The organism is Streptosporangium sandarakinum, from assembly GCF_013409935.1.
Classification (GTDB): Bacteria; Actinomycetota; Actinomycetes; order Streptosporangiales; family Streptosporangiaceae; genus Streptosporangium; species Streptosporangium nondiastaticum.
Genome location: NZ_JACCCO010000002.1, coordinates 1,550,406 through 1,576,500 on the forward strand (window position 1 = coordinate 1,550,406; position 26,095 = coordinate 1,576,500).

At 70.8% G+C, this 26,095-nt stretch carries 27 protein-coding genes; 10 read left to right on the forward strand and 17 right to left on the reverse strand.

What is annotated here, in order from left to right:
- Positions 1 to 6: 6 nt before the first annotated feature.
- The 3 genes from HDA43_RS25480 to HDA43_RS36500 all read right to left on the reverse strand — a co-directional run bounded on the left by HDA43_RS25480 (position 7) and on the right by HDA43_RS36500 (position 3,458).
- On the reverse strand, positions 7 to 1,212 hold the full coding sequence (locus tag HDA43_RS25480; RefSeq protein ID WP_312873536.1) for an FUSC family protein: 1,206 nt from the start codon (positions 1,210 to 1,212) through the stop codon (positions 7 to 9).
- A gap of 296 nt (positions 1,213 to 1,508) precedes the next feature.
- The gene (locus tag HDA43_RS25485; protein ID WP_179825810.1) at positions 1,509 to 2,111 is read right to left on the reverse strand and encodes an NYN domain-containing protein; all 603 of its coding nucleotides are present in this window, start codon (positions 2,109 to 2,111) and stop codon (positions 1,509 to 1,511) included.
- A gap of 318 nt (positions 2,112 to 2,429) precedes the next feature.
- On the reverse strand, positions 2,430 to 3,458 hold the full coding sequence (locus HDA43_RS36500; protein WP_179825813.1) for an HNH endonuclease: 1,029 nt from the start codon (positions 3,456 to 3,458) through the stop codon (positions 2,430 to 2,432).
- Positions 3,459 to 3,491: 33 nt separating this feature from the next.
- On the opposite strand from HDA43_RS36500, the gene HDA43_RS25495 reads away from it, so the two are divergent.
- Entirely contained in the window at positions 3,492 to 3,830 is a 339-nt protein-coding gene (locus tag HDA43_RS25495) for a nucleoside triphosphate pyrophosphohydrolase (protein ID WP_218912413.1), read from the forward strand.
- Between the two features lie 381 nt (positions 3,831 to 4,211).
- On the opposite strand, the gene HDA43_RS25500 is transcribed toward HDA43_RS25495, so the two are convergent.
- The gene (locus tag HDA43_RS25500) at positions 4,212 to 4,865 is read right to left on the reverse strand and encodes a hypothetical protein (protein ID WP_179825817.1); all 654 of its coding nucleotides are present in this window, start codon (positions 4,863 to 4,865) and stop codon (positions 4,212 to 4,214) included.
- Between the two features lie 356 nt (positions 4,866 to 5,221).
- Positions 5,222 to 5,785, reverse strand: coding sequence for a hypothetical protein (locus tag HDA43_RS25505; RefSeq protein WP_179825819.1), 564 nt, complete (start codon positions 5,783 to 5,785; stop codon positions 5,222 to 5,224).
- A gap of 61 nt (positions 5,786 to 5,846) precedes the next feature.
- On the opposite strand from HDA43_RS25505, the gene HDA43_RS25510 reads away from it, so the two are divergent.
- Positions 5,847 to 6,479, forward strand: a complete 633-nt coding sequence (locus tag HDA43_RS25510; protein ID WP_179825821.1) for an AAA family ATPase — start codon at positions 5,847 to 5,849, stop codon at positions 6,477 to 6,479.
- Between the two features lie 232 nt (positions 6,480 to 6,711).
- Here HDA43_RS25510 and HDA43_RS25515 read toward each other — a convergent pair whose 3' ends face one another.
- Positions 6,712 to 7,590: a glycerophosphodiester phosphodiesterase gene (locus tag HDA43_RS25515; RefSeq protein WP_179825823.1), complete on the reverse strand. Its 879-nt coding sequence runs from the start codon at positions 7,588 to 7,590 to the stop codon at positions 6,712 to 6,714.
- Positions 7,591 to 8,137: 547 nt separating this feature from the next.
- Here HDA43_RS25515 and HDA43_RS25520 point away from each other — a divergent pair.
- A complete protein-coding gene (locus HDA43_RS25520) occupies positions 8,138 to 9,370 on the forward strand; it encodes a cellulose-binding domain-containing protein (protein ID WP_179825825.1) in 1,233 nt (410 codons plus the stop codon).
- A 123-nt stretch (positions 9,371 to 9,493) separates the two neighbouring features.
- On the opposite strand, the gene HDA43_RS25525 is transcribed toward HDA43_RS25520, so the two are convergent.
- From HDA43_RS25525 to HDA43_RS25540, 4 genes are all read right to left on the reverse strand, one after another.
- A complete protein-coding gene (locus HDA43_RS25525; protein ID WP_179825827.1) occupies positions 9,494 to 10,354 on the reverse strand; it encodes a sugar phosphate isomerase/epimerase family protein in 861 nt (286 codons plus the stop codon).
- A gap of 261 nt (positions 10,355 to 10,615) precedes the next feature.
- Positions 10,616 to 11,452, reverse strand: a complete 837-nt coding sequence (locus HDA43_RS25530; RefSeq protein WP_179825829.1) for a carbohydrate ABC transporter permease — start codon at positions 11,450 to 11,452, stop codon at positions 10,616 to 10,618.
- Positions 11,446 to 12,339 carry a carbohydrate ABC transporter permease gene (locus HDA43_RS25535; protein WP_179825831.1) on the reverse strand — a complete coding sequence of 298 codons (894 nt, stop codon included), beginning with the start codon at positions 12,337 to 12,339 and terminating at the stop codon, positions 11,446 to 11,448. The genes HDA43_RS25530 and HDA43_RS25535 overlap by 7 nt, the downstream gene beginning before the upstream one ends.
- Before the next feature lie 36 nt (positions 12,340 to 12,375).
- A complete protein-coding gene (locus tag HDA43_RS25540; protein ID WP_179825833.1) occupies positions 12,376 to 13,701 on the reverse strand; it encodes an ABC transporter substrate-binding protein in 1,326 nt (441 codons plus the stop codon).
- A 332-nt stretch (positions 13,702 to 14,033) separates the two neighbouring features.
- Between HDA43_RS25540 and HDA43_RS25545 the strand changes: the two genes are divergently transcribed.
- The 3 genes from HDA43_RS25545 to HDA43_RS25555 all read left to right on the forward strand — a co-directional run bounded on the left by HDA43_RS25545 (position 14,034) and on the right by HDA43_RS25555 (position 17,315).
- Positions 14,034 to 15,035, forward strand: coding sequence for an SIS domain-containing protein (locus HDA43_RS25545; protein WP_179825835.1), 1,002 nt, complete (start codon positions 14,034 to 14,036; stop codon positions 15,033 to 15,035).
- Positions 15,036 to 15,176: 141 nt separating this feature from the next.
- Positions 15,177 to 16,052, forward strand: coding sequence for a PfkB family carbohydrate kinase (locus tag HDA43_RS25550; protein ID WP_179825837.1), 876 nt, complete (start codon positions 15,177 to 15,179; stop codon positions 16,050 to 16,052).
- Between the two features lie 162 nt (positions 16,053 to 16,214).
- Positions 16,215 to 17,315 carry a LacI family DNA-binding transcriptional regulator gene (locus tag HDA43_RS25555; protein ID WP_179825839.1) on the forward strand — a complete coding sequence of 367 codons (1,101 nt, stop codon included), beginning with the start codon at positions 16,215 to 16,217 and terminating at the stop codon, positions 17,313 to 17,315.
- 56 nt (positions 17,316 to 17,371) lie between these two features.
- On the opposite strand, the gene HDA43_RS25560 is transcribed toward HDA43_RS25555, so the two are convergent.
- On the reverse strand, positions 17,372 to 18,052 hold the full coding sequence (locus HDA43_RS25560) for a hypothetical protein (protein ID WP_179825841.1): 681 nt from the start codon (positions 18,050 to 18,052) through the stop codon (positions 17,372 to 17,374).
- A gap of 296 nt (positions 18,053 to 18,348) precedes the next feature.
- Here HDA43_RS25560 and HDA43_RS25565 point away from each other — a divergent pair, with 296 nt between their 5' ends.
- Positions 18,349 to 18,768, forward strand: a complete 420-nt coding sequence (locus HDA43_RS25565; protein WP_179825844.1) for a YbaB/EbfC family nucleoid-associated protein — start codon at positions 18,349 to 18,351, stop codon at positions 18,766 to 18,768.
- Positions 18,765 to 19,103 carry a hypothetical protein gene (locus tag HDA43_RS25570; protein WP_179825846.1) on the forward strand — a complete coding sequence of 113 codons (339 nt, stop codon included), beginning with the start codon at positions 18,765 to 18,767 and terminating at the stop codon, positions 19,101 to 19,103. The genes HDA43_RS25565 and HDA43_RS25570 overlap by 4 nt, the downstream gene beginning before the upstream one ends.
- Before the next feature lie 114 nt (positions 19,104 to 19,217).
- Here the strand turns inward: HDA43_RS25570 and HDA43_RS25575 are convergent, their stop codons facing one another.
- The 3 genes from HDA43_RS25575 to HDA43_RS25585 all read right to left on the reverse strand — a co-directional run bounded on the left by HDA43_RS25575 (position 19,218) and on the right by HDA43_RS25585 (position 21,948).
- A complete protein-coding gene (locus HDA43_RS25575) occupies positions 19,218 to 19,784 on the reverse strand; it encodes a type VII secretion system-associated protein (protein WP_179825848.1) in 567 nt (188 codons plus the stop codon).
- Positions 19,785 to 19,875: 91 nt separating this feature from the next.
- Positions 19,876 to 20,934 carry a scabin-related ADP-ribosyltransferase gene (locus HDA43_RS25580; protein WP_179825850.1) on the reverse strand — a complete coding sequence of 353 codons (1,059 nt, stop codon included), beginning with the start codon at positions 20,932 to 20,934 and terminating at the stop codon, positions 19,876 to 19,878.
- Between the two features lie 48 nt (positions 20,935 to 20,982).
- Positions 20,983 to 21,948, reverse strand: a complete 966-nt coding sequence (locus HDA43_RS25585; protein ID WP_179825852.1) for a hypothetical protein — start codon at positions 21,946 to 21,948, stop codon at positions 20,983 to 20,985.
- Between the two features lie 282 nt (positions 21,949 to 22,230).
- On the opposite strand from HDA43_RS25585, the gene HDA43_RS25590 reads away from it, so the two are divergent.
- Positions 22,231 to 22,665, forward strand: a complete 435-nt coding sequence (locus HDA43_RS25590) for a hypothetical protein (RefSeq protein WP_179825854.1) — start codon at positions 22,231 to 22,233, stop codon at positions 22,663 to 22,665.
- 114 nt (positions 22,666 to 22,779) lie between these two features.
- Positions 22,780 to 23,340 (forward strand): class I SAM-dependent methyltransferase, encoded by a 561-nt coding sequence (locus HDA43_RS35360; protein ID WP_179825856.1) that lies wholly within the window; start codon positions 22,780 to 22,782, stop codon positions 23,338 to 23,340.
- A gap of 100 nt (positions 23,341 to 23,440) precedes the next feature.
- On the opposite strand, the gene HDA43_RS25600 is transcribed toward HDA43_RS35360, so the two are convergent.
- The 3 genes from HDA43_RS25600 to HDA43_RS25610 are packed head-to-tail and all read right to left on the reverse strand — an operon-like array spanning position 23,441 to position 25,944.
- A complete protein-coding gene (locus HDA43_RS25600; RefSeq protein WP_179825858.1) occupies positions 23,441 to 24,568 on the reverse strand; it encodes a PP2C family protein-serine/threonine phosphatase in 1,128 nt (375 codons plus the stop codon).
- Between the two features lie 18 nt (positions 24,569 to 24,586).
- A complete protein-coding gene (locus HDA43_RS25605; protein WP_179825860.1) occupies positions 24,587 to 25,525 on the reverse strand; it encodes an anti-sigma factor RsbA family regulatory protein in 939 nt (312 codons plus the stop codon).
- Positions 25,522 to 25,944: an STAS domain-containing protein gene (locus HDA43_RS25610; protein ID WP_179825862.1), complete on the reverse strand. Its 423-nt coding sequence runs from the start codon at positions 25,942 to 25,944 to the stop codon at positions 25,522 to 25,524. The genes HDA43_RS25605 and HDA43_RS25610 overlap by 4 nt, the downstream gene beginning before the upstream one ends.
- Between the last annotated feature and the right edge of the window lie 151 nt (positions 25,945 to 26,095).

Consider the following 26,095-nt stretch of genomic DNA (forward strand, 5'->3'; position numbering starts at 1 on the left):
CGGAACCTAGCGGCGCCGTCCGCCCGTGCTCTCGTCACTCGACTCGCTCAGCCCGCCGCCGCTCTCGTCACTCGGCTCATCCACCCCGCCGGCGCTCCCGTCGCTCGGCTCATCCAGCCCGCCGCCGCTCTCATCACTCGGCTCGTTCAGCGGGCGCAGGGTGGCCGAGGCCTCGTCGTGGTCCATCCCGGTCGCCTCCAGCAGGTCGACGGCGATGGAACGTAGCTGCGCGAGGGTGACGTTCGCCGAGAAGCCCAGGTTCGTGGGCCGCTCCCGCTCGGCGACGGCGAGCAGCGCCTGCCGGGCCAGCATCGGCTCGCGCCCGGCCCCCAGTTCGAGCTGAAGCAGCAGCGCCGCCTCCGAGACCTCTCGCAACGAGTCGGCCAGCACGACCGGCGGCGGGCTGGTCTCCCCCAGCGCCGCGAGCGTACGGCGGGCCAGCACGCGGGCGTTGCGCAGCGCCAGGTCCACCGGCATGGCGGCGGTCTCGTACCTGGTCAGCTGGGCCCGGTGGTGCCAGCGCAGCGGCGAGATCATGATGATCTCCTTGCTGTTCTCCAGCGCCGCCTCGAACTCCTCGACCGCCTCCTGGGTCCTGCGCCCGCACTCCAGGGCCTCGGCGGCCATGTCCATGTCGTTCTTCTCGATCGCCTCCGCGGCCTGCTCCAGCACGGTGGAGAGGGCGTCGAGCACGCCGGACAGGTGCCGGCCCGCGATGGCGAGCGGGCTGGCGGGCAGCAACGCGACCGCGACGATGCCGACGATGCCGCCGGTGAGCGCGTCGGCCATCCGGTCCAGCCCGCCGACGTCCTCGCCCGGCACCAGCATGGCGACCAGCACCGCGGACGACCCGACCTGCGACACGAACAGCTCACCGCTGCTCAGGAGCCCCGCGACGGTCATGGCCAGCGCGATCACGAGGGCCATCTGCCAGGGGCCCGAACCGATCCAGGATCCCAGCAGGTCCCCGATGCCCACGCCCAGGCTGACGCCGACCACCAGCTCGGCCACCCTGCGCAGCCGCCGCCCGAGCCCCACGCCCACGCAGATCATCACGGAGATGGGCGCGAAGAGGGGATGGGCGTGGCCGAGCAGATGAACGGCGACGATCCAGGCCAGCGCGGAGCCGACGGCACACTGCGCGATGGAGGGCACGATCGGGCTGAACGTGCTCAGCCGCTTCCTGACCTGATCACCGAGCCACGTTCGCACCCTTCCACCATGGCGGATCTTTATGACACTGGGGTCACATTTGCCCCTGGTTCTTCTGTTACGGGTGATTCGACGGGAAGCAGGCGCCATGGTTGAGAGTCACCAGGCTTGGTCATGCATGGTCGCTCTAACTGTTTCTGTTGCCGTTACCTCGGTTGCCGAGGTCCTTGATCCCCACTGGGACAGGACACAAACGGTGGCCGGATAGCTCGCCACGGCACCGGTCACGGCGCGTCGACGATGCACCTGCGAGATCCCGCAGTGACGGCCATGCCCAGACAGGGCACACCCCGTAATCACCGGTCATAGCAGCGCCGGTCCCGTGTTTTGACGAAGTCTGCACCACTCAGCGCGGTATGCCACAGGGACCGTCCCGACGGTCGCAACCGCCTTGCTCCCTGCCAGCCCGCAGTCTCGACCTTGACGCGCCCAACCCCAGCCGCCATTTCCAGCGCCGGCTCCAGGTCCGTGTCGTGGGAGGCCAGGACGACGATGTCGTATCGGCCGAACTGCGCGAGCTGGACCACCTCGAGAGCGACCATGACATCGATGCCCTTCTCCCGCGGCCTCTCAACACAGGATCGCTGCCCCCAGTCGGCCGGGTAGCGCAGCGGACGGTAGGTCACCTGGACGCGCGCGTCCCGAGTCCACTCAGCCCGATGCCGCTGGGTCACGCTGTAGAGGATGGGCTCCCGAGCGTTACTTGGAGAACCCCGGAAGACATGGACCTCAGCCAGGGTCACAAGCTTCGGCGCAGGAAGGGTCTGAAGCTCGGCGCGTACCTCCAGGACTCGCTCGGCGAAGGCGAGGGGATCCACGAGAGTGTCTTTGACGTGTGTCCCATAGGGGGCGAACAGGCCGTTGGCCGTGAGGTGGATGTTCTGGTAGTCGATCACCATGCATGCCGAGAGGGGGGTTCCGCTCGCCATCGAGCACCTCACATGAAAAGGCCCGCCAGTTCCGGGGAACGGCGGGCAGCAATGGACTCAGGATAGGCTGCTTTGGCGCGTACTCGCAACACGTCTCCGCCAAGAGTAGGTCAAGCGACCTGAACGCACAGCGTTAATCAGCGGCAATCTCCACGTCGTAACCTGGGTCTTTCCGTTATTTTCCAGTCGATGTTCGACAGATTCGTATCGCCTCGAACAGCGACCTGAACTTAGTGATCCCGGCAAATCAGAACGAACTCGCTCTTGGCTTGGAGGCGCGGCAAGGCTTCATGCCATGTGAGTGCCCATGGACGGTGTCCAGACGACCGGCAGCAGTTCCGTCGCTCTTCGGTAGGCATCCTTGAGAGCGGCACGCCGGAGGGCCGCAGTCGCGCCGGTCTGGGCCATGAGGACGTCACGCAGCGGATGACGCGATTCGATGAGGTCGTTGTTGCGCTGTTCCAGCCACGGCATCCAGGACTCGTGTGGTGCTCGATCCCGCTTCGCGACGTTGCAGGGCTCGCAGGACAGCACCAGGTTCCAGACGGCGTCGACGTCGGGGCCGTTCCAGTCGCGGGTGAGCAGCTTCCAAGGTAGAACGTGCTCGACGATGGGTCCGCTTCGCTCCTGGGCCATGAGCTGGTTGCAGTAGGCACAGCGGCCATCCTGATATCCGCTGAGGGCCGCGACGACTCCGGCGACGCTCTTACGGCGCTGCCCGGTCTGCAGGACCAGGTGCTGGGTGCCGGAGTCGTAGACCAGCGAGGGCGTCGAGGACGGTGAGGAAGCGAGGAGGGCGCCGGACACGCCGGTCGCCCACGCCGTCTCCACCAGCCGCCACCGGGCTGCGGTCTCGGCGTCGAGGTCGGGGGCGTGCACCGATCGGGCGAGTTCGAGAAGCTCGTCGCGCAGCACCAGGCCCGGGGCGAGGCTCTTACGCCGGTCCTCGTAGTAGCGCACCGGTGCCTGTTCACCGCCGAGCTTGGGAAAGGCGTCGATGACATTGACGAAGCCGAGCTGGACGGTTCGCCGGTGCAGTGTGTCGAGGTCGAGGTCACCGGCATTGAACGCGCGGCAGGCATCCAGGAACTTACTGCGGCCGGAGGTGCCTTGCCGGGGCTGGCGCTGGAGGGCCTGACAGAGCAGTTCCGCGTACCGCGGCGCCAACTCGTCCAGCGTGACGTGGTCACGACCGGTGGCGGCGATCTCCAGCAAAGTCGCACCGAAGGCGAACTTGTAGGTGGCCGAATTGGCACCGTACAAGACGATGGCACGCCATACGCTCTCACCGGTGATCACGCCACGCTGGTAATCCACATGCGGAGTATCCGCCAGGAGGATGACATTTTCATGCAAAAACGGACAATCAAGTACGGCAAGCTGGTCCGCGATCGGATCCCGGAGATCATCGAGGCCAGCGGCGAGACGGCCAGGGTGCGTGTCCTTGACGAGTGGGAAGTGATCCCCGCGCTGACAGCCAAGCTCGCCGAAGAGGCCGAGGAGCTGCGACAGGCCGGACCCGATGATCTACTGGGGGAACTGGCCGACATCCACGAGGTGCTGGCGGCCCTCACCGAAACGCTCGGATTCTCCGAGGAGGAGGTCCAAGAGGCGGCACATCACAAGCGGGCCGAGCGGGGCGGCTTCAGCCGCCGGTTGTGGCTTGACGAGGTGACGTCGAATGAGTGAATCGCACCGGTCTTCGGCAGCGATGCGCTTCCACGCGCAACGAGGAGATCTCTCCTCCCCCATCCCTGCCGAACCACCGGAAGGCCGGCGTTTTCGCTCCGAAAGCCAGCCCTGTCCATGGGGATGTATTGAGCGGTGACCGCCGAGGGCTGCGGTAACCGCTCCTGAAGCCGGCTCTGGGGCGGAGCCGCCAGTAGGGGCGGTCACCGGGGGATGGGGGAAGCACGACGTCGGAAGCCATGTGGGATCGCCTGCCGGCAGGCAGGGTGGTGAAAAGCGCCGGGGCCGCGGAGGGACCGACCGATTCCAGGGCAACGAGGTAGGCAGCGGACTCCTCGGTGTGACGAGTCGTCCCCTTGGCCGAACCACGGTGAGACTCACTTAATCCATGATCGCGAGAATCCTTACCGTGCCGCGGCCGTTCTCCAGCTGCCACCCTTGGCCGACGCGGGAAACCGCTGCCGCCCTCCCCGCCGATTTGAAGGGAGAAAAGCGGTCGTAGTCCGGGAGATCCACGGCGGAAATGATTACGGTCTGTTCCTCGCCGTCAGCGAAGCCCACTCGGATGAGACACCCGGGCGAGACGAGGTCACACTCGGCGGGGCGAACCCCAAAAGCCGGCCAGGAGAGCATGGCACGCAGCTGACCAGCGCGCTGAGCGAGTCTCCCTGCCATATCCGTACCGCCGTCAGCGTGGAAGTTCGGCAGCGATATGCCGCCTCGGAGCTTTTCTTCGATGGCGGACAGCTCAGCACGAAGGCGTGACAGGGAGTTACGCGTGACGAAGGCGCCAAGGCGCCGTGCCGCAGCTCTTCCGAACCCCAGGTTGTGGCGGATGGCGAACTCGCGGAGATTGTGGCACACCTCGGGGGACCGCGCCGCCGCGGCACTGAGCCGGTAGGCTCTGGCATCCCAGTCGAACCTGATGTCCGTTGCCTGGGTCAGCCTGCGCAGCTCGCGATTGAACTCGTTGTTCTTCTCGAAGAAGACCAGCAGGTCGTCATGGTTCAACTCGATCGACTTTCGGGGAGGCATGACCATTCCTTCCCTGAAGGGGGATCGACAACGCCACCGGTATGTACCGCGTCGCCGACAAGACCGGAAACCTAAACCATGCGGGTCGAAACCGCCAGCGATTTCCAAAGGCTCGGATTACATGCTCTGACTTCGCCTGGAGGCGATCAGGCGAAGCACTCTCCGTCGTTGCCGGACCCCGGCTCGGGGCCTGGGTAATGGATCACCCGTTTGCCCGCGTCGGGAATTGTCAGGGCTCAGTCGTAGGACAATGATTCCAAGACACGTGGCGAACGCCCCAAATGCGCTGATTCGACCTCAATGGAATCGGTGTTCCACAGGTACCGCCGGTCCGCGCGGAGCCGCCACTGCGGCGGTCACGGCCGGGCGGCGAGCAGGCGGGCGGCTCGTTTCTCCGGGGATGGCTGCAGCTTCAGTGCGAGCCGGTACAGGCCCCGCGTCCGGGGCGGGTGCTCCTGCACGTACCGTAGGGCGCGGTGGATCGGCTCCTCCCCGCAGACCTCGGCCACCCGGCGGTCCATCGCGTATATCTGCCGCCGCATCATGACCGGCAGCACGACGAGGACGAGAAGCGCCAGGGCCGTCACCGCGACCGGGACGAGCGAGTCGAACAGGAAGACCAGCGGAGCGCACACGAGGCCGACCAGGGTGCCGAGGCCGACCGAGACGCGGGTCGGCACGCCTTCCTTCCGGAGGTACGCGCGGTCGGACGCCGTGATGGCCCATGCCAGGTCGGTGTCCCGGGCGTACTCCGGCAGGGCGTCGAAGGTGGGACCGACGACGATCACCTGGTTCCTCCCCTGCCTGCGCAGTATGCAGTCCACGCCCTGGGGCGGCTCGCCGCAGACCACGTCCGGCGCGTGGACCCCGAACCCCCGGGACAGTTCCTCGACGCGGAGACGGATCTCGTCGATGTTCACCGGATCATCTTCGGGGACGAAGATCACACAGTGATCGCGACGGACGACGGAAGGAGTGCACATGGACGGGGACCGATCCGAGGTCCAGCCGTACGTCGTGGTGACCGGGGGTCCCGGGGCCGGGAAGAGCACCCTGATCGACCGGTTGCAGGAGGCCGGGTTCGCGCGGTCGTACGAGGCGGGGCGCGGCGTCATCCAGGACCAGGTGGCGATCGGCGGGCGCGCGCTGCCCTGGGCCGACCGGGAGCTGTTCGCCGAGCTGATGCTCGGCTGGGAGCTGCGCTCCTACCGGATGGCCTCGGCGGCGGCGCCGGACACGGTGAGTGCGGAGAAGGCGACGGACGCGGTGAATGCGGAGGAGATGACGCGTACGGCGGAGGCGGCGCCGGTCTTCTTCGATCGCGGGATCCCCGACATCGTGGGCTACCTGCGCCTGGAGGGGCTTCCCGTCCCGGAGCACGTCCACGCGGCAGCGCTCGGGTTCCGTTACCACCGGAGTGTGTTCGTCGCGCCTCCCTGGCCGGAGATCTACCGGCGGGACGCCGAGCGCAGGCAGTCCTACGAGGAGGCCGAGCGGACCTACGAGTCCATGGTCGCGACCTACACCGAGTACGGCTACGAGCCGGTGCCGCTCCCCCGCGCGCCGGTCGAGGAGCGCGTCCGGTTCGTCATCGAGCGGCTGCGGCGGGCCTGAGGCCACGTCAGGTGTCATGGCGATCCGGCGGGCCGGCGGTCTCGGCCCTACGGTCCGGCGGTTCGCCGAGCCGTCGCCCGGCCGGCCGGCCCTGAAAGTGGTCTGTGAGACGGCCCGCGAGGCGGTCCGTGCGCGCCGGTGCACGCCGGTGTGCGCCGATGTGTTCCAGTGGGCGCCGGGACGCGTGCGGGCCGCCTCGCCGGAGGACTCCGGGAACCGGGGCGGTGCCTCCCTACCGCGAGACGACCTGTCGCATCGCGTCCGGCCGGTTGGTGATGATGCCGTCCACGCCGTAGGAGACGAGGCGGCGCGCGACCGCGGTGTCGTTCACCGTCCAGGTGAGGACGCCCATGCCGTGGGAGTGGACGCGGCGGACGTAGTCGCGGGTGAGCCCGCCGTACGGCGGGTTGATCAGGTCGGCGTACTCCGCCAGCTTCGGAAGGTCCGCGATCGGCGGGGTGCCGAGCAGGCCGATCGGGACCTCCGGCATGAGACGGTGGAACGTCCGCATCGAGTTCCAGTCGAATGACTGCACCACGAGGCGACCGGGGCTCAGCCACGACGGGTGGTCGCGCAGCTCGTCGGCGACGCGGGCCTCGACGCCCGGGTAGAGCCGGGGTTCCTTGACCTCCAGGAGCAGACCGGGGGCCTTGTCCGCCATCGCGTCCAGCACCTCGCCGAGGGTGGGCACCGGCTCGTCCCGGTAGTCGACGGAGAACCACGAGCCCGCGTCCAGTCTGCGGATCTCGGCGAGGGTGAAGTCACCGACCCTCCAGGGCGTCCGGTCCGGGAAGACCTTCTCGACGTCGGTGGTGCGGGCCAGCGTGGTGTCGTGCATCAGGACGAGCTTGTGGTCGGCGGTCTCCTGGACGTCGAGCTCGAACATGTCGGCGCGCTGCCTGGCGGCCAGTTCGAAGGCCGCGACGGTGTTCTCGGGCGCGTAGGCGGACGCCCCGCGGTGGGCGACGTCGGCGACCGCCGGAGCCGCCGAGGCCGTCAGGGCCGCCGAGATCGTCGGCGCTGCCGGGGACGGTACGGCGGCCGCCACCGCGGCGGTCACCGTCAAGGCGGCCAGCGCGATCCTGGTCACAAGGCCGGGTCGTCGGAACATGGGTCTCCTCGGGGTGGTGAGGTGGCCTGGGAACCGACCTTCACAAGATCAGATGACGGGGAGTTGAGGACCGTACGGCACGCGGATGCAGGGGAGATGAGCATCGGGGAGGAGGGCGGGTGCGGTGGCCGGCGCCGTGCGGGCCGTACCGCCGGGAGCCGCAGACCGTACGGCTCGGGTTCGCGAGTCGTACGAACGGGGAGCCGCGGACCGTACGGCTCAACCGCGTTGGTCGTATGAGCGGATGGCGCGGGCCGTACGACTGGACGGCGGATCCGTACGGCTCAACCGCGTTGGTCGTATGAGCGGATGGCGCGGGCCGTACGACTGGATGGCGGATCCGTACGGCTCAGCCGCGTGGACCGTGCGGGTGAAAGATTCACCGGGCAGGCGGTCGGTGGGACTCTCCGCCCGGGAGAAACCCCTGGTCCCGGCGGCGATCGGGGTCCGGTGACGCGCCGAGAGCGGGGCGGGCGTTGACGGGTGGGCGGTGCGGTACGAAACATCGTCGTCGTCCCGGTTCGCCGAGTCCGAAGGGTGCGATGTCATGGCGCTTCCCGCTTCGTTCGCCGTCCGGCTCCGGGCGGTCGTCGTCTCGGCGGCACTGGTACTGGGAGGTCTCGCCGCGGCGGCGGCCGGCCCGGCGGCGGCCCTGCCGGACACCGGCTGCCGGGTGGACTACACCGTGAACCAGTGGCAGGGCGGGTTCACCGCCCAGGTGAAGGTGACCAACCTGGGGGCGGCGGTCGACGGCTGGCGACTCCGGTTGACCTTCGGCGGTGACCAGCGGGTGACGAACGCCTGGAACGCGCAGGTCGGGCAGAGCGGCACGACGGTGACCGCGACGAACGTCTCGTGGAACGCCTCCCTGCCCACCGGCGGGACCGCCGAGTTCGGCCTGCAGGGCACCTGGACGGCGGCCGGCCCGGTGCCCGCCGACTTCACCCTCAACGACGTGCCCTGCAACGGCACCGGTTCCCCGAGCCCGAGCGTCACCCCGACGGCCACGCCCACCGCGACACCCACGGTGACACCGACGGCCACGCCCACCGTGACACCGACCGCGACGCCGACGGTGACGCCGACCGGCGGGCCGGGGTGCGCGGGGGCGGCGGTCTGCTCGGGGTTCGAGGACCAGGCGGGCGTCCCGGCCGGTGACTGGCAGGTCGTGACGCCCAACTGCTCCGGCTCCGGCACCGCCGTGATCGACACCTCGGTCGCGCACGGCGGGAGCAGGTCCCTGCGGATCAACGGCGGCGGCGGGTACTGCAACCACGTCTTCGCCGGTACCACCCGGGACGTCTCCGCCATCGGCCCCGTGGTCCACGCGCGGATGTGGGTCCGGCACGCGACGGCCCTGCCTGCCGGGCACGTCAGCATGATCACCATGGCGGACTCCCGGGACGGCGGCCGGGACCTGCGCGTCGGCGGCCAGAACGGGGCGCTGCAGTGGAACCGCGAGTCCGACGACGCCACGCTTCCCGAGCAGAGCCCGGCGGGGGTCGCGCTCAGCACCCCGCTGCCGGTCGGCCGCTGGGTCTGCCTGCGGTACGAGATCGACACCACCCGGCAGTCGATCCGCACCCTGGTGGACGACCGGGAGGTCGCCGGGCTGCGCGTGGACGGGGTTCCCACGCAGGACGTCGACTCCCAGTGGCTTCGCCGTACGACCGCGCCGCGTCCGACCACGCTGCGGCTGGGCTGGGAGAGCTACGGGGGCGACCAGGACACGATCTGGTACGACGACGTGGCCCTGAGCTCCTCCCCGCTCTCCTGCTGAACCGCTCCCCCGCCGGGCCGGTCCCCTCCCGGGCCGCTCTCCTGCCGAACCGGCCCCGCCGAACCGCTCCGTCTCCGAACGCTCTCCCGCCGGACCGCTTCCCCGCCGGGGAGGCGGTCCGGTTCAGGGGCGGCCGGGGGCGGTGTCCGGGGTGGGGAGGGCGGCGCGTACGGCTTCCAGGCAGCGCTCCACCACCGGGAGCGGGTCGAACGCGTAGGTGCCGTCGCCGAAGAGCTCGAAGGTCATACGGCCCCGGTACCCCCGGCGGTCCAGGGCGGCGAGGTAGTCGGCCAGCGGCAGTTCGCCGTCGCCCCACGCCAGGTGGCCCGCGGGCCGGCCGTCGATCAGGTGGACGTGGCGGACGCGGTCGCCGAGCGCGTCGAAGTAGTCGTCCACGCTCTCGCCGGCGACGGCCATGCCCACCGTGTCGAGCACCGCGCCGAGGTTGGCCGCGCCCACCTCGTCGATCATCCTGGCGAGCGCCCGGGAGTCGTTGAGGAGGTTCGACTCCACGCGCTGCAGGGGTTCGAGCACGCAGGTCACGCCGAGGGTGGCGGCGTAGGCGGCGATCTCGCCGATCGCGTCGGCGGAGCTGCGCCAGGCCGCCTCCACCGGCTCGTTCTCGAAGCCGCGGCCCGGGGTCAGCAGGAGCAGCTCGGCTCCGAGCTCGGCGCACAGCTCGGCCGCGCGGCGGAACATGCCGATGCTGGCGGCGCGCAGCCAGGTGACGGGCGAGGCCACGTTGACCGGGTACATCACCTGCTCGGGGGTCAGGCAGCGGACCGTGAGGCCGCGCGACTCCAGGCGGCGGCGGACGGCTCGCGCCTCGGCGTCGCTCACCTGCGGCACGTGGAACTGCGGCGCGATGCCCCACAGTTCCACGTGTTCCCGGCCGAGGGCCGCGGCGTCGTCGAGGAACCGCTCGAACGGCTGGTGCTGGTAGGAGAAGTTCGAGGCGGTGATCTGGCCGAGGGAGAGGGTCATCGGTGCTCCTGTCGTGTGGGGTGCGACGCGGACCGGGTTCGGAGACCTGGTTCGGGGCCGGGTTCCGGGGCGGGCCGGGTGCCGCCCCGCCATCGTCCTCCGGCCGCGCGACGCCGTCCTGGGTCCGCGGTCCCGGGTCCGTCGTCCTGGGTCCGTCATCCCGGGTCCGTCGTCCTGGGTCCGTCGTCCCGGGTCCGCGGTGCCGGGTCCAGGGCCCCGGCGCCGCGGTACGGCGGTGCGGACGCCGTACGGCGGGACCGGTCACTTGCCGATGCCGTCGGCCATGCCCTTGACGATGTAGCGCTGGCCGAAGAAGAACAGCAGCATGACCGGGATCGCCGCGATGGTCATGCCGGCGAAGACGACGGGGAACTCGGTGCCGTGCTTGCTCATCAGGCTCATCAGGCCGACCGGGAGGGTCTGCACGCCGCTGCCGCTGGTGAAGATCATCGCGAAGAGGTACTCGTTCCAGGCGAAGAGGATGTGCAGCAGGACCGTCGAGGTGATGATCGGCTTGCACATCGGCAGGATGATGTGCCAGAACGCCGTCCACCGGCCGCAGCCGTCCATCTCGGCCGCCTCGTCGACCTCGCGGGGGAGGTCGAGCATGTAGGCGCGGATGAGGAAGGTGGTGAAGGGCACCCGGAAGGCGGTGTAGAGGATGAGCAGCGCCCAGAAGCTGTTGTACAGGCCCATCGCCTGGAACATCTTCACCAGCGGGACGAGCGCCACGCTGGGGGCGAGCATGAGGCCGCCGAGGATCGTCCCGGTGACGAACCCGCTGAACGGGATCTTCACCCGGGTGAGACCGTAGGCGGCCCAGGCACTGACGAAGACGGTGGCGACCGTCGAGGTCACCGTGACGAGCACGCTGGTGGTGAGGTAGTCGCTCACCCCCCGGTTCCACGCCTTGCGGTAGTTCTCGAAGCTCCAGTCGACGGGGAGGGCGAAGGGGTTCCCGAAGAGCTGCGAGTTGGTCTTGAACCCGTTGAGCACCATCCACAGCAGCGGGTAGACCACGACCACGGCGAGGCCGAGCAGGAACACCCACAGGAAGACGCGTGCGATCACGCCGAGGAAGCCGATGCGGCTCACCATTCCACCCTTCTCCTGTTGGCGACCCACAGCTGCGCCACGGCGATGGCGAGCGTGATCACGAAGATCACCGTCGCGATGGCGGCGGCGTAGCCGAAGTCGTTGCGGACGAAGCCGCTCCGGTAGAGCCAGGTTCCGAGCACCTGGCTGGAGTTGTCGGGGCCGCCGCCGGTCATCACCATGACCTCGTTGAAGACCTGGAACGCGCCGGAGATGGTGACCATCATCATCAGGCCGGTCATCTCGCGCACCAGGGGGACCGTCACGTGGAAGAAGCGGCGGACGGGGCCGGTGCCGTCGAGGGCGGCGGCGTGGTAGATCTCCGCGGGGATGCGCTGGATGGCGACGGCGAACAGCAGGGTGGAGTAGCCGAAGCCCTGCCACTGGCTCATCGCGATGATCGCGGGCATCGCGGTGCTCTCCTCGCCGAGCCAGGAGCGGCCGAGGTCGCCGAGCCCCACCGCCTCCAGCAGGTGGTTGAGCGGGCCGAGGTTGGGTTCGTAGATGAAGTAGAACAGCAGGCCCGCCACGGTCAGCGAGATGGCGCAGGGGATGAAGTAGATCGACCGGAGGATCCGCTGCCACCGCCGGCTGCGGATGCTCTCGATGAGCGCGGCGAGCACGAGCGCGCCGCACACCTGGAAGGCGATCGAGACCACCGCGTACATCACGTTGTTGCCGAGTGACCTCCAGAAGACGGGGTCGTCGACGAGCTTGCGGTAGTTCTCCAGGCCGACGAACTCCTGGCTTCCGCTGTAGATGTCCCATTTGAGGGTGCTGAACCCGAGGTTCTCCGCCAGCGGGAAGTAGACGAACACCCCGACCAGCGCGAGCGCGGGGAGGACCCACGCGAGCCCGAGCGCTCGTTTGACGATGGTGGGCACCGGCATGCTCTCCTTACGCCGAGCGGCTCGTGTGCGGGCGGGTCACTTGGCCGACGCCGATGCCTGGCGCACGCTTTCGAGCACCTGCTCGGGGGTCTTGCCGCCGGTGATGAGCGCCTCTCCGCCGGACAGCCACGCGTCGGCGACCTCGGGCACGGTCACGGTGTCGAGCCAGGCGGCGAGCCTCGGGGCGTTGTTGACCGCCTCGATGCCCTCGAACACGGCCTTGCTGGAGGTGTCGGTGGTGACGGCGCCGATGACCGTGCTGGGCTGGCCGTACGGCGGGGCGGAGAGCGTCTTGGCGTTCTCCTGGTTCGTGACGAACTTCATGAAGTCGACGGCGAGCGGCACGCGCGGTGAGGCGGCGTTGATCAGGTATCCCTCGGGCGCGCCCTCCAGCGTCGCCGCGTCACCCGCGGCGCCCTGGGGGACGGGCAGCGGGAAGATGCCGAACTCGGCGGGGTCGAGTTTGCCCTTGGCGGTGGCGTTGTCGAACTCCAGGATCTCCTGGTAGTACATCGCGGCCTTGCCGCCGGCGAACGCCTCCTGCGCGGAGCTGTAGAGGACGCCGTTGGTGCCGGTCCCGGTGTCGGTGCACTGGGTGACGAGGGTCTTGAACTGCTTGAGCGCGGTGACGTAGCCGGGGTCGTCGAGCTTGGCCGTCCCGGGCTTGAGGTCGGCCTGGAGGGTGGCGGGCGGCACGTTGTAGGCGAAGAGCTGCTGCAGGTAGTGCAGGGCGGGCCAGCCGTCCTTGTTGCCGAAGGCGATCGGCTCGTAGCCGGCCTTGCGCAGCGGGGCGCAGCTGCTGATGAGCTCCTCGAAGGTGGTGGGCACCTTGACCCCGGCCTTGTCGAAGGCGGCCTTGTCGTACCCCATGAACTTGCCGTTGTTGTAGAGCGGGATGCCGTAGTACTTGCCGTCGTAGGCGAAGGCCGACAGCGACCCCTTGCCGAAGGTCTTGCCCCAGGGGGTGTCGGGGCCGATCACGTCGGTGAGGTCGGCGGCGCGTCCGCCGCGGATGAAGTTCTCCGCCCAGTTGCCGGTCCAGGTGAAGTAGATGTCCGGCAGGGCGTTGGAGGCCGTCAGGGTCTTGGTCTTGTCCTTGATGCTCTGGTCGGTCTCCTGGATGAGCTCGACCTTCACCCCGGGGTGCGCCTTCTCGTAGTCGGCGGCGACCTTCCCGAAGTACGGCTCCAGCGGCTCGCCGGCGAACTTGGTGAGGATGCTCAGCGTGCCGGAGTAGTCCGGTTTCGCGGCGGCGTCGGCGGCGGGGGCCTTCGCCGGGGTGCCGCCGCCGGTGCAGCCGGTCAGTGTGAGCACCGAGGTCCCGGCGATTGCCGCGAACGTCGTCAGTACGCGAGAGCGCATGGGCTTCCTTTCTCTCGTGAGAGGAGAGGGACCACCGGTGCCGTGGCACCTCGGATCCGCGCCGTGGGGGTGTCTGCGACCTGGCCCGCCCGGTTGTCGGCTGACTGTACAGAGAATCTGATACCGGTACCAGACCTAAAACAAGATCTTATTTTTCGAGAGCGCCAGCCGAGACCCCATCGTGACCTGAGAGCGATTTGACCAGGTAAATCAACGGATCAAGGGCTCGGTATTGACGGCCCGCCGCTCGCTGTGCCAGCGTGACCCCTGCGTGATACCGGTATCAGGTCGCAAGGCGACACCGGTCGTGGCATTCCCGAAAGGACGCGTAGATGCTCCGCTTCAACGAGCCCGAGTTCCTCTCCCGGACGGCGAGCGCGGCGGCGCTGCGCCCGCAGATCGAGGAGCTCGTCGACCGTCTGGTGGACGAGGGGTTCGACAACCTCCTCCTCGTCGGCGCCGGCGGCACGTACGCCCAGATGTGGCCGTACGAGCACCTGGCCCGGCGCTCCTCCACCTTCGACGTGCGCGCCGCGATCGCGGCCGAGCTGGTCGTCTCCGGTGACGCGCGGCTCGGCGAGCGCTCGGTCGTGGTCTTCACCTCGGTCTCGGGCACCACCGAGGACAGCATCCGTGCCATCGAGTACTGCAAGGCCCGGGGCGCCTACACGATCGGCTTCACCGGCTACCCCGACTCGCCCATCGCGAAGCTGGTGGACGCCGCCCTCGTCACGGAGCCGGAGACCTGGCCCTTCGACGTCCAGATGCTGTTCTTCATGGGCCGGCTGCTCTCGCGCCGCGGGGAGTTCGACGGCTACGACAAGCTCGCCGACGAGCTGGCGGACATCCCGCGGATCCTCGTGGACGTCGCCAAGCAGGCCGAGCCGGTGGCCGCCGCCTTCGCCGAGGCCCACCGGGACAACGACTACCACTTCCTCATCGGCGGCGGGAACCTGTGGGGCTTCACCTACCTGTACTCCATGTGCATCCTGGAGGAGATGCAGTGGCTGCGCACCACCCGGGTGCACAGCGCCGAGTTCTTCCACGGCTCGCTCGAACTGCTGGAGGAGGACACCAGCGTCGTCATCTTCCAGGGCGAGGACGAGACCCGCGCCCTCACCGACCGGGCCGAGGCGTTCGCCAAGCGCGTCTCCAAGGACGTCACCGTCTTCGACACGCGTGACTACCCGCTCGACGGGATCAGCCCGGAGTTCCGCGGCCTGCTCTCACCGCTCGTGCTCGACACCGTGCTGAGCCGGGTCAGCAAGCACCTGGAGCGGGTCCGCGACCACTCGCTCGACCTGCGCCGCTACTACCGCGTCATGGACTACTGAGCCCTCCTCCTCGTCCCCGGGTATCCGCTCCCCCGGATACCCGCCCCGGCCGTACGCGCGGGCCGGCGTCATGCCGGCCCGTACGCGTGCCCTCCCCCTGTCCCGCGCCGCGGTGCGCGGAACCCGCGCACAGGAGAACCCATGAGAGTCCTCGGTTTCGGCGACAACATCGTCGACCGGTTCGTCGACCGCGGCGTCGACTATCCGGGCGGCAACAGCGTGAACGTCGCCGTCTACGCCCGCCGACTCGGCCTCGACGCCGCCTACCTCGGGGTCTTCGGCGACGACGACCTCGGCCGGTTCCTGCGGGAGGCGATCGCCGCCCAGGGGGTGGCCGTCGACCGGTGCGTGGTGCGGGTCGGCGAGAGCGGCGTCTCCACCCTGCGCGTCGACGACGGCGACCGCGTCTTCCTCGGATGGAACGGCGGCGGGGTGACGGTGCGGGAGCCGCTCGTGCTCGACGACGAGCTGCTCGGCTACGTGTCGGGTTTCCACCTGGTGCACTCCAGCGTCTACTCCGGCAGCGAGAGCGAACTGCCGAAGCTCGCCGGGCTCGGCCCGCTGGTGAGCTTCGACCTGTCCAGCGAGGAGGAGTTCCGCTCCCCCGCCTACCTCGACCGCGTCTGCCCGCACGCCGATCTCGTCCTGCTGTCGTGCTCCCACCTCGACGAGGCCGCCACGCGCGACCTCCTCGCCGACGCCGTACGGCGGGGCGCGCGGCTGGCGCTCGGCACCCGCGGCGTGGACGGGGCGATCGCGTACGACGGCGACGTCACCGTCGCCGCTCCGGCTCTTCCGGTGGCGGACCCCCGGGAGATCGTCGACACGATGGGCTGCGGTGACGCCTTCCTCGCCGGGTTCGCCGTATCGTTGCTGCGCGGCGGCTGGTCGGCCGGGACCCGGCCACGGCGTGACATGATCGAGCGGGCGCTGCGCGACGGCGCGGAGGCGGCCCACGAGCAGTGCCTCGTCGAGGGCGCGTTCGCCCGCGGCCGTCCCGCCGTACCGCAGGGTTAGCCGGGAGCGGCGAGGCATGCCCCGGGTCCCCTCGGCGGTCCTCGCCGTAGCGCGGGACCGGACGGGTGACCGGGGGAAACGCGCCCGGTCCATGAAAGGGATCTAGCATGTGGCGAGCCTCCGAACGCGAGATCCGAACGCGAGAAACGAGGGACGCGATCCATGCCAGGTGAGCGGAGCCAGGCGGGACGGCCGACGATCTCCGAGGTGGCCGCCGAGGCCGGTGTCGGCAGGGCGACCGCGGCCCGCACACTCGGCGGGTACGGATACGTCAGCCCCGAACTGCGCGAGCGGGTGCTCGCGGCGGCCGAGAAGCTCGGCTACCGCGCGAACGCGCTGGCGCGCAGCATGTCGACGGGCGTGAGCCACACGCTGGGCGTGATCGTCGCCGACATCGGCAACCCCTTCTTCGCGGGGGTGATGCGCGGCATCTCCGACGCCTCCCGCGCCCGCGGCTTCGACACGCTCGTGCTGAGCACGTACGAGGACCTGGAGGAGGAGGTCGCGGCGACGAACGTGCTCATCGACAAGCGCGTCGACGGCGTCATCCTCGCCTCGGCCGCGGTCGGCCGCGGCGACGTCGCGCACATCAGGGCCGCGCTGGACCGGGGCATCCCCGTCGTGCTCGTCGACCGGGCGGTCGCGTCGGTCGACCTCGACGCGGTCGTCATCGACAACCGCGACGCGGCGCGCCGGGCGGTCGAGACGCTCATCGCCTCCGGGCACCGCCGTATCGGGTTCGTGTGGGGCCCGCCGATGGCGGAGCCGCCCGCGACCCGGCGGGCGCTGCTGGCGGCGGCGTCCCGCAACCTGTGGACCGACGGGGAACGGCTGCGCGGTTACCTCGACGCGCTCGACGACGCGCGCATCCCCTTCGACCCCGACCTGGTGATGATGGGGCGCAAGATCGAGGAGCGGGCGACCCAGGAGGTCGCCCGCATGCTCGCCCTCCCCGACCGCGTCACCGCGCTGTTCTGCACCGAGACCGAGGCGGTGACGGGGGCGCTGCGCGCCCTGCGGACGTCGGGGCTGTCCTGCCCGCGCGACATCTCGCTGATCGGCTTCGACGACAGCGCCTGGGCGGCGGTCATGGAACCGCCCCTGACGATGATCGAGCAGCCGGTTCACCAGCTCGGCGCGAAGGCCGCCGAGGTGCTGCTCGACATCGTCGGAGGGGCCGAGCCCCGCCGCGAGATGCACACCCTCCGCTCGCGCCTCATCACCCGGTCCTCGGTCGCCCCGCCCCCGTCCCCGGACGCGTGACGGGCACCGTGTCCGCCCTACCCTTCGGGCGGCGCTGGGACGGGGCCGTGTCGGCTCTACCCCCGGGTGGCGCCGGGGCCGGGCCGCGCCGCGGCGATCCGGTCCGCGCCGGCGATGACCCGCCTGGCCAGGGCGGCGACGTTCCTCGCGTCGGTGACCACGGCGTCGGCCACGGGGCCGAACCGCTCCGCGAAGGAGGCGGCCCGGTCCGCCCGTACGGCGATCCGCCTGGCCTCCGCGGCGACCCTTTCGGCGTCCCGGCCGTTCTGCAGCGGCATGCGGCTGAGCCCGGTGGCCTGGGATTCCAGCCTCTCGGCGTCCGAGGAGATCCGGTCGGCGGCGGGGCTGGACCGGGCGCCCCTGCCGAAGATGAGCCTCAGCAGGTCGCGGGCGTCCCGTACCAGCTTGCCCGTGTCGTCGAGAAGTTTGATCGTGTCCCTGCCGACCTGGACGATGTCACCGAACACGCGCTCGACGGGCGCCGGGCTGGGCGGGTAGGGCTGGCGTCCCGGCGCCGTCACCACCGGGTGTCCCGGCATCGTCACGACCGGGCGGTCCTCCGCCACCGCCATCGGGTGGCCCGCCGCGACCACCGGCCCGGCGGCCACCGGCCCGGTGACCACCTGCCCGAGGGCCGGCCCCGTACCGGTGATCGGCCCCGCGCCGGCGGCCGGCCCCCCGCCGGCGAGCACGGCGCAGGCGAGGGAAACAGCGTGCCTTCCGGCTACTCGGATCACTCCGGCCTCCGTACTGTCCAACGGCGCGAACCACGTGATGACGTCCCTGAGGCACGACGGGCGCGCCTCCCGGACATCATGGAACCCCGCCGCGAACCGTGGTCTCCCGGCTCGCGCGACTTACCCAAAGATCATTTCTTGCTTCCCATCGGATGACGGAGAATCCGGCGGCCACGTCACCGGGTCCCTGGGCCGTGTGGATGCCTGGGCGGCCGTTCGCGCGTAAGTTGTGTGATCCGGGCCGCTCACCCGGTACGGGGAGCCCTTACCGAAGAACCTGAGGAAGAGAGCCGGGGATGAGCAGCACACACGAGGACGGACGGCGCTTCGGCGACATGCTCTCGGAGAGTGTCCGCGCCCTCGGCGAGACGGACGGCGCGCAGGACTCGGAGCGGGAGGCGCTCCGGGGCTGCGGCCAGGCCGCGGACGGCCAGGTGCGCGTTCTGGTCGGCCCGGACGGGCGGCTTCGTGAGGTGAACCTCAACCCGCGGGTGATGCGGATGGCGTCCGAGGACCTCGCGCGGGAGATCCTCACCGCGGTGAACGCGGCCGTGGACGATCTCCGTACGGACGTCCACGGTCTGGATCCGGCGACGGTTCCGGTCCCCACGGCGCTGGCGAGGAGCCTGGAGGGTGTTCACGACGACGTGATGCGCCGCATGGACGAGTTCGCGGCGGGGATCGAGTCGACCGTGCGGAGGCTGGAGGAGCGATGACCGGCGATTCCTGGATGGACGTCTCACACGCCGACCTGCGTGACATGAGCAGGGGGCTCACCGAGAACGGTGCGGACCACCTGACGGAGGTGCGGGCCATGCGCGCCTATCTGGAGGGGGAGGGCGACCCGTGGGGTGACGACGAACTGGGAAGCATGGTGGGGGCGGCATATCACGCGATGACCCGGCACGCGCTGGACGTCTACGAGTCGCTGGCGGAACGGCATGTGACGACGGGTGAGGGCACCGGCCTCATGGCCGGGAACCACCGCTCCGCAGAACAGCGGAGCGAGGAGGAGGCCGACCGGATCCTGCGGGACGTACGGCAGGCCTGAGACCGGCCCGGCGGCCGGCGGCGAGGATCACCGGTCACGGCCCGCGGTGAAGGCCGGGGGCCGCGGTCGACGGCCGGGAGTCGAGGACCGGCGGTCAGGGGTCGAGGACCGGCGTCAGGGCCGGCGGTGCAGGTCGGCGGGCGGGAGTATCACACTCGCCGGCCCGGACGGGTTGACCGCGACGCCGACGTCAGCGGGCAGCAGCGCGACCAGGTCGCCGCCGCGGATCGGCTGCCAGCCCGCAGTGCCTTCCGGGAACTCGTCCGGCAGGTGGGCGTGAGCCGTGTAGGCGAACGCCGCGCGGCCCCCGCCCGTCTCGAACACGGGGATGCCGCCTCCCGGGCCCACGGCCACGATCACCTCGGCCGCCAGGAGCAGGCGGACGATGTCCTGCCCGCCGGTGTAACCGGTCGCGCCGAGCTGGACGGCCCTGTCGACGGGGTCGGTCGGCTCGGGATAGCCGAGCGCGACCGGTGAGGGCCGGTAGTTCGGGTTGCGGCGGAACTCGCCGGTGATCTCCCCGCGGTCGTCGGCCCGCCACGCGCCGACGACGCCGTACGGCGGGACCTCGTCACCGGGGCCGAAGAAGGGGTCGATCGCGTAGAGCCAGGTCCCGGGGCTGCGTCGCGCCTGTTCCCGCAGTTCGTCGGTGAGCGGGGGCGGCGCCGGGGCGTCGTTCACTGTCGTACCCGTTCCTGGGAGCGTCTTCGGCCGGCGCACCCGCCCCTGCGGCTCGTGGACGCGCTGCGGAGGCGGCCGGACATGGTTCCGATCATTGTCGAGGGTAGCCGGGGTAGGGGTCGTAGTGCGGATTGGGGATGAAGTTCTCCGGTGTTCTGGGCACTCCCCCGGGCCAGGCGCCGGAGATGTACCGCCGGTGGACGCCGCCGGGGAAGGCGATCTCCTGTTCGTGGCCCAGCCGTCCGCTCGCCGGGAGGGTTTCCCGGACGTCGATCCCGCCGGGGGCGTCCACCTCGTAGAGGTGGCGGCGCAGGAGGACGTTGTCGATGTCCCTGCGGTAACTGGTCCCCACGAAGGCGGAGGGGGCGGACTTGTTCACGTAGTCGCCCAGGTCGGTGGCCGAGGGGTCCCATGGGCGGAACCCCTCCTCGAACACCTCTTCCGGCGGCCTGTTGTCGACGCGGTAGAGCGGCTCACGGTCCCTGCGCCATATCGGATAGGGGGTGATGTCCCGCACGACGACGCTGTCGTCGGCGGCGGCCTCCAGATAGTTGTCCGGTCCGCGAACGGGTGTGGGCGGGCGCTCCGAGGCCGGGAGCCGCGTGCCGCCCTCCCGGACGGGAGGTTTCCGCAGGAGTGCGGTGGCCCGGTCGAAGAGGCGGAGCACGCTCCGTTCCATCAGTCCGGACGTCTTGTGGGCGAGCTGCCGGGTGGCGAGGCGGGAGCCTCCCACGACGGCGGGCACCGCGGCGAGGGAGGCCCCGGCCGTGGGGCCCGAGGCCGCGGTGAGCCGGAGCAGGTTCAGCGCGAGCCGCAGGAGGATGACGATCAACGCCACCTTGGCCGCGAGCACGATCATGGCAGCGAGCTGCAGGGCGCAGCCGATGAGCAGGGCGGCGGCGATCGCGTCGTCAGAGTGTTCGGAGGTCTCCCGCCAGTCCTCGTCGAGCGCCCGGACGCCTTCGCTGACGTTGCGGGTCGTGGTCCGGACGACGTGCGCGCCGGCCGCGACCGTGTGGCGGCTCATCGCCTCCGCGAAGGCGATCCACCGCTGCCCGGACGCGTAGAGCTTGTCCTCGTCGGCCGGCGGCCATGGCAGTCCGACGAGGTTGAGAAGCGCGACCAGTTCGGCCGGCGGTTGCAGGGCCATGGCGTCATGATCCCGTACCGTTCCGGGCCGCGGGGCGGACCGGCTCGGCTACCAGGGGACGACCGGGTACCAGCCGTAGCCGAACATCGACGGCAGCCGCAGGTCCCAGTACAGCAGCGTGAACGAGCCCGCGACGAGGAAGGCGACCGCGGTCACGGTCACCAGGCGGGCCGGCTTCGCCGCCAGCCACCGCGCGAACCGGCCCCGGGCCGCGAGCATGAGCGCGGCGAACAGCACCGCCATCACCGCGATGTTGCCCACCGACTGCAGGATGAACACGGCCGCGCCGTACAGGGGGTTGTGGGTCTCGGCGGCGTAGGTGAACAGCTTGTGGAAGAGCGGGAACGGCCGGCCGATGAGGAAGCCGCCGACGAACGCGCCCAGGACGACGAGACGGACGTTCGGGAAGCGGCGCTCCAGCCGCGCCAGCGGGTCGGGCACGAGGCGCAGCGCGGCCAGGCCGAGCCAGATGAACGCCAGCCCGATGATCCCGAACACCACCGACGCCTGGAGCAGCCGTACCGGCATCCCGTCGCCCACGGTCGCGGTCGAGAGCTGCGGCAGCCGGTCACCGAGGAGCGCGCCGACCGCGCCGTACACGCCGCTGACCGCGACCATGCCGATGGCGAGCCGGCCGAGCGGGCGCAGCGTCTCCCGGAGCCTGACGCGCCAGGAGTCGCCATGCCGGACGAGCGGGACGACCGCGCCGAACGCGGCCACGTTGCAGGCGGTGAACGTGCCGGCCAGCCCGGACACGAACGCGAACACCGCCCCGGCCACGGCACCGGTGATCGCGGTGCCCTTGGCGTCGTGGCCGAGCAGCGTGTTGGCGACGTTGTCGCCGATCACGCTGTCCACGAAGTGGTAGGACCACAGGGAGGCGAGCGCCGCGCCGGCCAGCACGCTGAGAAGGACCAGGCGCCCTCGGCGGCGCGGTGCGGGGGAAACGGGGCCGGGGGCGGAAGCCGGGTCCGTGGCCCGGTGGCGGCCTTCGGCGGAGCCGGTGAACGTCATGTCGGATCCTCGATCCTCGCGGGGGACGGATACCGCGTCTGCGCCGGTCGGCGCCTCGGCACGCCTCTTCGAGAGACCCCGGGCCCCCTTCCGCCGCGCCCCGGCGGCGGCCGGGGGCGAGGATCGGACCGGCGTGGCAGGGCGCGTCCCGGCACCGGGTATCGGGAGCACCTTCATGGTCACCGGCCCCAGGCTTCCCTGTCGTCTCCGAACGTGCGGGGATCACGCCGTGGCCGCCGTGGGCTGCCGGTCGCGGAGCACGCGGACGGGTACGGTCGGAACATGACCGAACGCAGCATGCCGCATGACTTCGCCTCCTGGGCGTGCCCTCACGGGCAGGACGCGCGCCAGGGCTGCGCGGCCTGTTACGCGGAGTCGGCCGCCCCCGGCGCCGGGCCGCCGGGGTGGGAGGTCACCGCCTGGTTCACCACCGAGCAGCCCCTGCCCATCAGGACCCTGCAGGACGTCCACCACCACGGCCGCCGGTTCTCCATCGACCAGCCGTCCACGCCGCTGGTCTACCTGCTGACCGGCCGCACCTCGGCCCGCGACAGCGTCCAGGCGGTCGCGAGCGTCCTCGGCTTCCTGCTGCACGAGCGGTACACGGTGGGCGGGTTCACCGCGACCGAGACCAGGGCGACGCCGTTACCGGCCGCCGATCCGGGCACGGACCGGCGGACCGACGCGTGGATCAGCGACCGCGACCGTTCCCGGTGACCTCCGGGCCGCGCGACCGGCCCGTGCGCGGCGATCGGCTCGTTTCCTTACGAGGTGCGAACGTCATCGCCGAGCCCCTCCTCCGGCCTGCCGGGGCGCGATTACCGTCCCCGCATGAGAACACTGGTCACCGGCTCCGCCGGGTTCATCGGAAGCCACGTCGTCGAGACGCTGCGGGCGGCCGGGCACGAGGTCCGGTGTCACGGCCCGACCCTGGACGTCGGTTCCGGGCCTGGGCGGCTCACCGTCGCGCTCGCCCGGCGCGGGATCGCGGCCCTGGGAGTCGATGTCACCCCCTACGCCGTCCGCCTCACCCGGCGCGCGGGCGGCCGGGCGATCTGCCGGAACGTCTTCGAGCCGCTGCCCGGGGCGGGCCGCTGGGCGACCGCGTTGCTGGCCGACGGCAACATCGGCATCGGCGGCGACCCGGACGCCCTGCTCCGCAGGGTCCGCGAGCTGGTCCGGCCGGGCGGCGAGGTGATCGCCGAGGTGCGGCCGCCCGGTACGGCGGGCCGGGTCGAGCGGGTACGTCTGCGCGGTCGCGGGCTCACCGGCGCGTGGTTCACGTGGGCCACCGTCTCCGTGTCCGACCTGGGCTCCCTGGCCGGGCGTACCGGTTTCACCCGCGTGGAGGCGTGGAAGGAGGCGGGACGGTGGTTCGCGAGCCTTCGTTGACGCGACGCCCGTCGTACTCCTCGGGCACGCGCCCGTCATGATCCTGGGCGCGTGACCCCGCTCGCGTGATGGCGTGCGGGGTCAGGTGGTCGTACCGGGGCTACGCCGGGGCGCCGGTCACCTGGGCGATCAGGACGCACGTGTCGTCGGCCTCGTTGCTGGGCGCCATGGCGTCCATGACGGCCGTGAGCCGGTCGCGGGGAGCCGGTGGCGTGGACGGCGGCGCGGTCGGTGCCACGCCGAGGGCCGGGACCATGGGCGGGAGGAGTGCGGCGACCGCGGACGGGAGCGCCGGCGGGAGCGGGGACGAGGCCACGGGAGCCGGGCCGATCGCCCCGGCCACCGCGCGGCTCAGCATGTCCAGGCCCTCGTAAAGGTCGCCGCCGCGCTTCTCGATGAGCCCGTCGGTGAACATCACCAGCAGGTCGTCGGGGTGCAGCCGTACGGAGCCGCAGGTGTAGGTGGCGTCCTCCGAGACGCCCAGCAGGACGCCCGGGTGCAGCAGGCGCTCCACCCGGTTGCCCCGGGCGAGGAGCATCGGGGGGTGGCCGGCGTGGGTCCAGCGCAGGGTCCGGTCGGCCGGGCGGTAGCGGGCCACGAGCGCCGTCGCGAGCACGTCGGGGCGCAGCCTGCACAGCATGCGGTTCAGCACGCCGAGGATCTCCGCCGGGTCGTGGCCGGCGAAGGCCAGGCCGGTGATCGCGTGGCGCAGCTTCGCCATGGCCGAGGCGGCGGGCAGCCCGTGACCGGCCACGTCTCCCACCGCGAGCAGCACCTCACCGTCGTCCAGGGGGATCGCCTGGTACCAGTCGCCGCCCAGGTACGCCTCGGTGACGGCGGGCTGGTAGCGGGCGGCGACCCGCATGCCGGGCAGGACCCGGGGCTCGTCGGAGGCGGGCATGATGAGCTCGTGGAGGCTGGCGGTGAGCCGGTTCTCCTCCGCCCGCCGGGCCGCGCCCTCCCGGCTCCCGGACGGCTCGGCGGCGGCCGCTCCGGCATCGGGGACCGATCCGGCCGCGGTGACCCGCTCGGCCTTGGGAGCCGGTCCGGCCACGGCGGCCCGCTCGGCCTCGGGGGCCGGTCCGGCCACGGCGGCCCGCTCGGCCTCGGGGGCCGTTTCGATGACGTCCGGCCCGCCGGGGAGCAGCAGGCGACGTTCGTTGACGGATTTCAGGATGGCGTCCTTCCATACGGCCAGGCGTCGGCCCGGAGCGATCCGGCCGGCCACGAGGCCCGCACAGGGATGTCAGACGGTGAAGTACGCGCGGACGGTGGTGCCGTCCCCGCCGGTGTGGATGCGAACGAGGTCGCTGAGCAGGTTGGTCATGAGCAGGCCGCGGGAGCCCTGCTGTCTGGCGGCGGCGGGTCTGCGACCGGCGAGGAGGTCGACGATGTGACCGGCGTCGCTGACCTCGATGACCGCCCGGCCGTCCTCGAACCAGAGGCGCAGCGTTCCCGATCCGCCGCCGTGGTCGAGGCTGTTGGAGGCGAGTTCGCTGGCGATCAGCCTGAGGTCCTGGAGGCGCTCGCCGGAGAGCCCCATGCGTGAGGCGTGCTCGACGGCGAAGGCCCGCACCTTGAACAGGTCGGTCTCACCGAAGGCGAACTCGACGGCGTTACCGGGGGCGGGCAGCGGCCGGTTGTACTCCTGGACGGCGTGCTCGGGCGCGTACTCCTCGCTGATGCGCAGCCCGGAGGCGTCCATGATGGTGGGGTGGGTCATCCTGGCGTCACGGACGACCTCGGGGTCGAGCCCGTCGAGGTCGTACGGGCACAGGATGGTCACGCCGCGGCCCGCGAAGGCGAGGTTGATCAGCGCTTCGTGCTGGACGCACGCGGGGTACTCCGTGGCGGACCGCTCGGGCCAGATCGGCTCGCCGATGATGCGCACGCGGCGGCCGGGGTGAAGGTCGGCGAAGGCGGTCAGGACGGCGGGGATGATGCGCCCGGGGTTGCGGCCGGCCTCGCTCATGTCGATGAGACGCACCTGGGAGGCCAGCTCGCCCAGCTCGTCACGGATCAGCCGGAGGTTCCGCTCCGGCACGGCCACCGCGACCGGCTCGCCCGCGTCCAAGCCGCCGAGCACGAACGGCGTCGTCCCCTGGAGGTACTGCCTGCTCCCCCGATAGAACAACGCCGGATGGACGAAAGGGTCCGCCTCGGTCGTCGCGGTGGTGGTGGTCATGAGATCTCCACTTGGATGGGAGAGGGATCCGATCCGATCAGGGTGAGTACGGATCGCAGGCAGTAAGGGGAGTGGTGCAGGTACACCTTCTTCCCCGAGGGAAGGTTGCGGGCGGCCTCCGTCAGCAGCCAGACCCCCCTGACGTCGATGAACGTCAGCTCGGAGAGGTCGAGGTGCATGTCGTCGCCGCCGAGGGTCAGGCCGTCCAGGGCCTGCGCCCAGGGCACCCTGGTCGTCCGGTCGATCTCGCCGCTCACCTTCAGGCGGACCGGCGCGGCGAGCACGCTGATCCGCAGCCCGTGGAGGAGCTGCTCGCCCGCGTCGTGCGGAAGATCGCCACTGCTGGGCGGGGGGTGTCCACGCGGTCTCGCGCCCGGCCAGATCGGCATGATGACCACCCTGAGGTTGACGATGGGCATCTCCAACGTACCCGCTATCCCGTATGAGGTCGAAGGGATGGACTGCGGAGTGTCATCGGAATGGACCGCTCCCGGCTCGTCCCCCTTCGCCACCTGCGGCCCCTCCGGCACGGGCGAACAAGTGATCCTTTTCAGCGGCATCGGGTGAGAG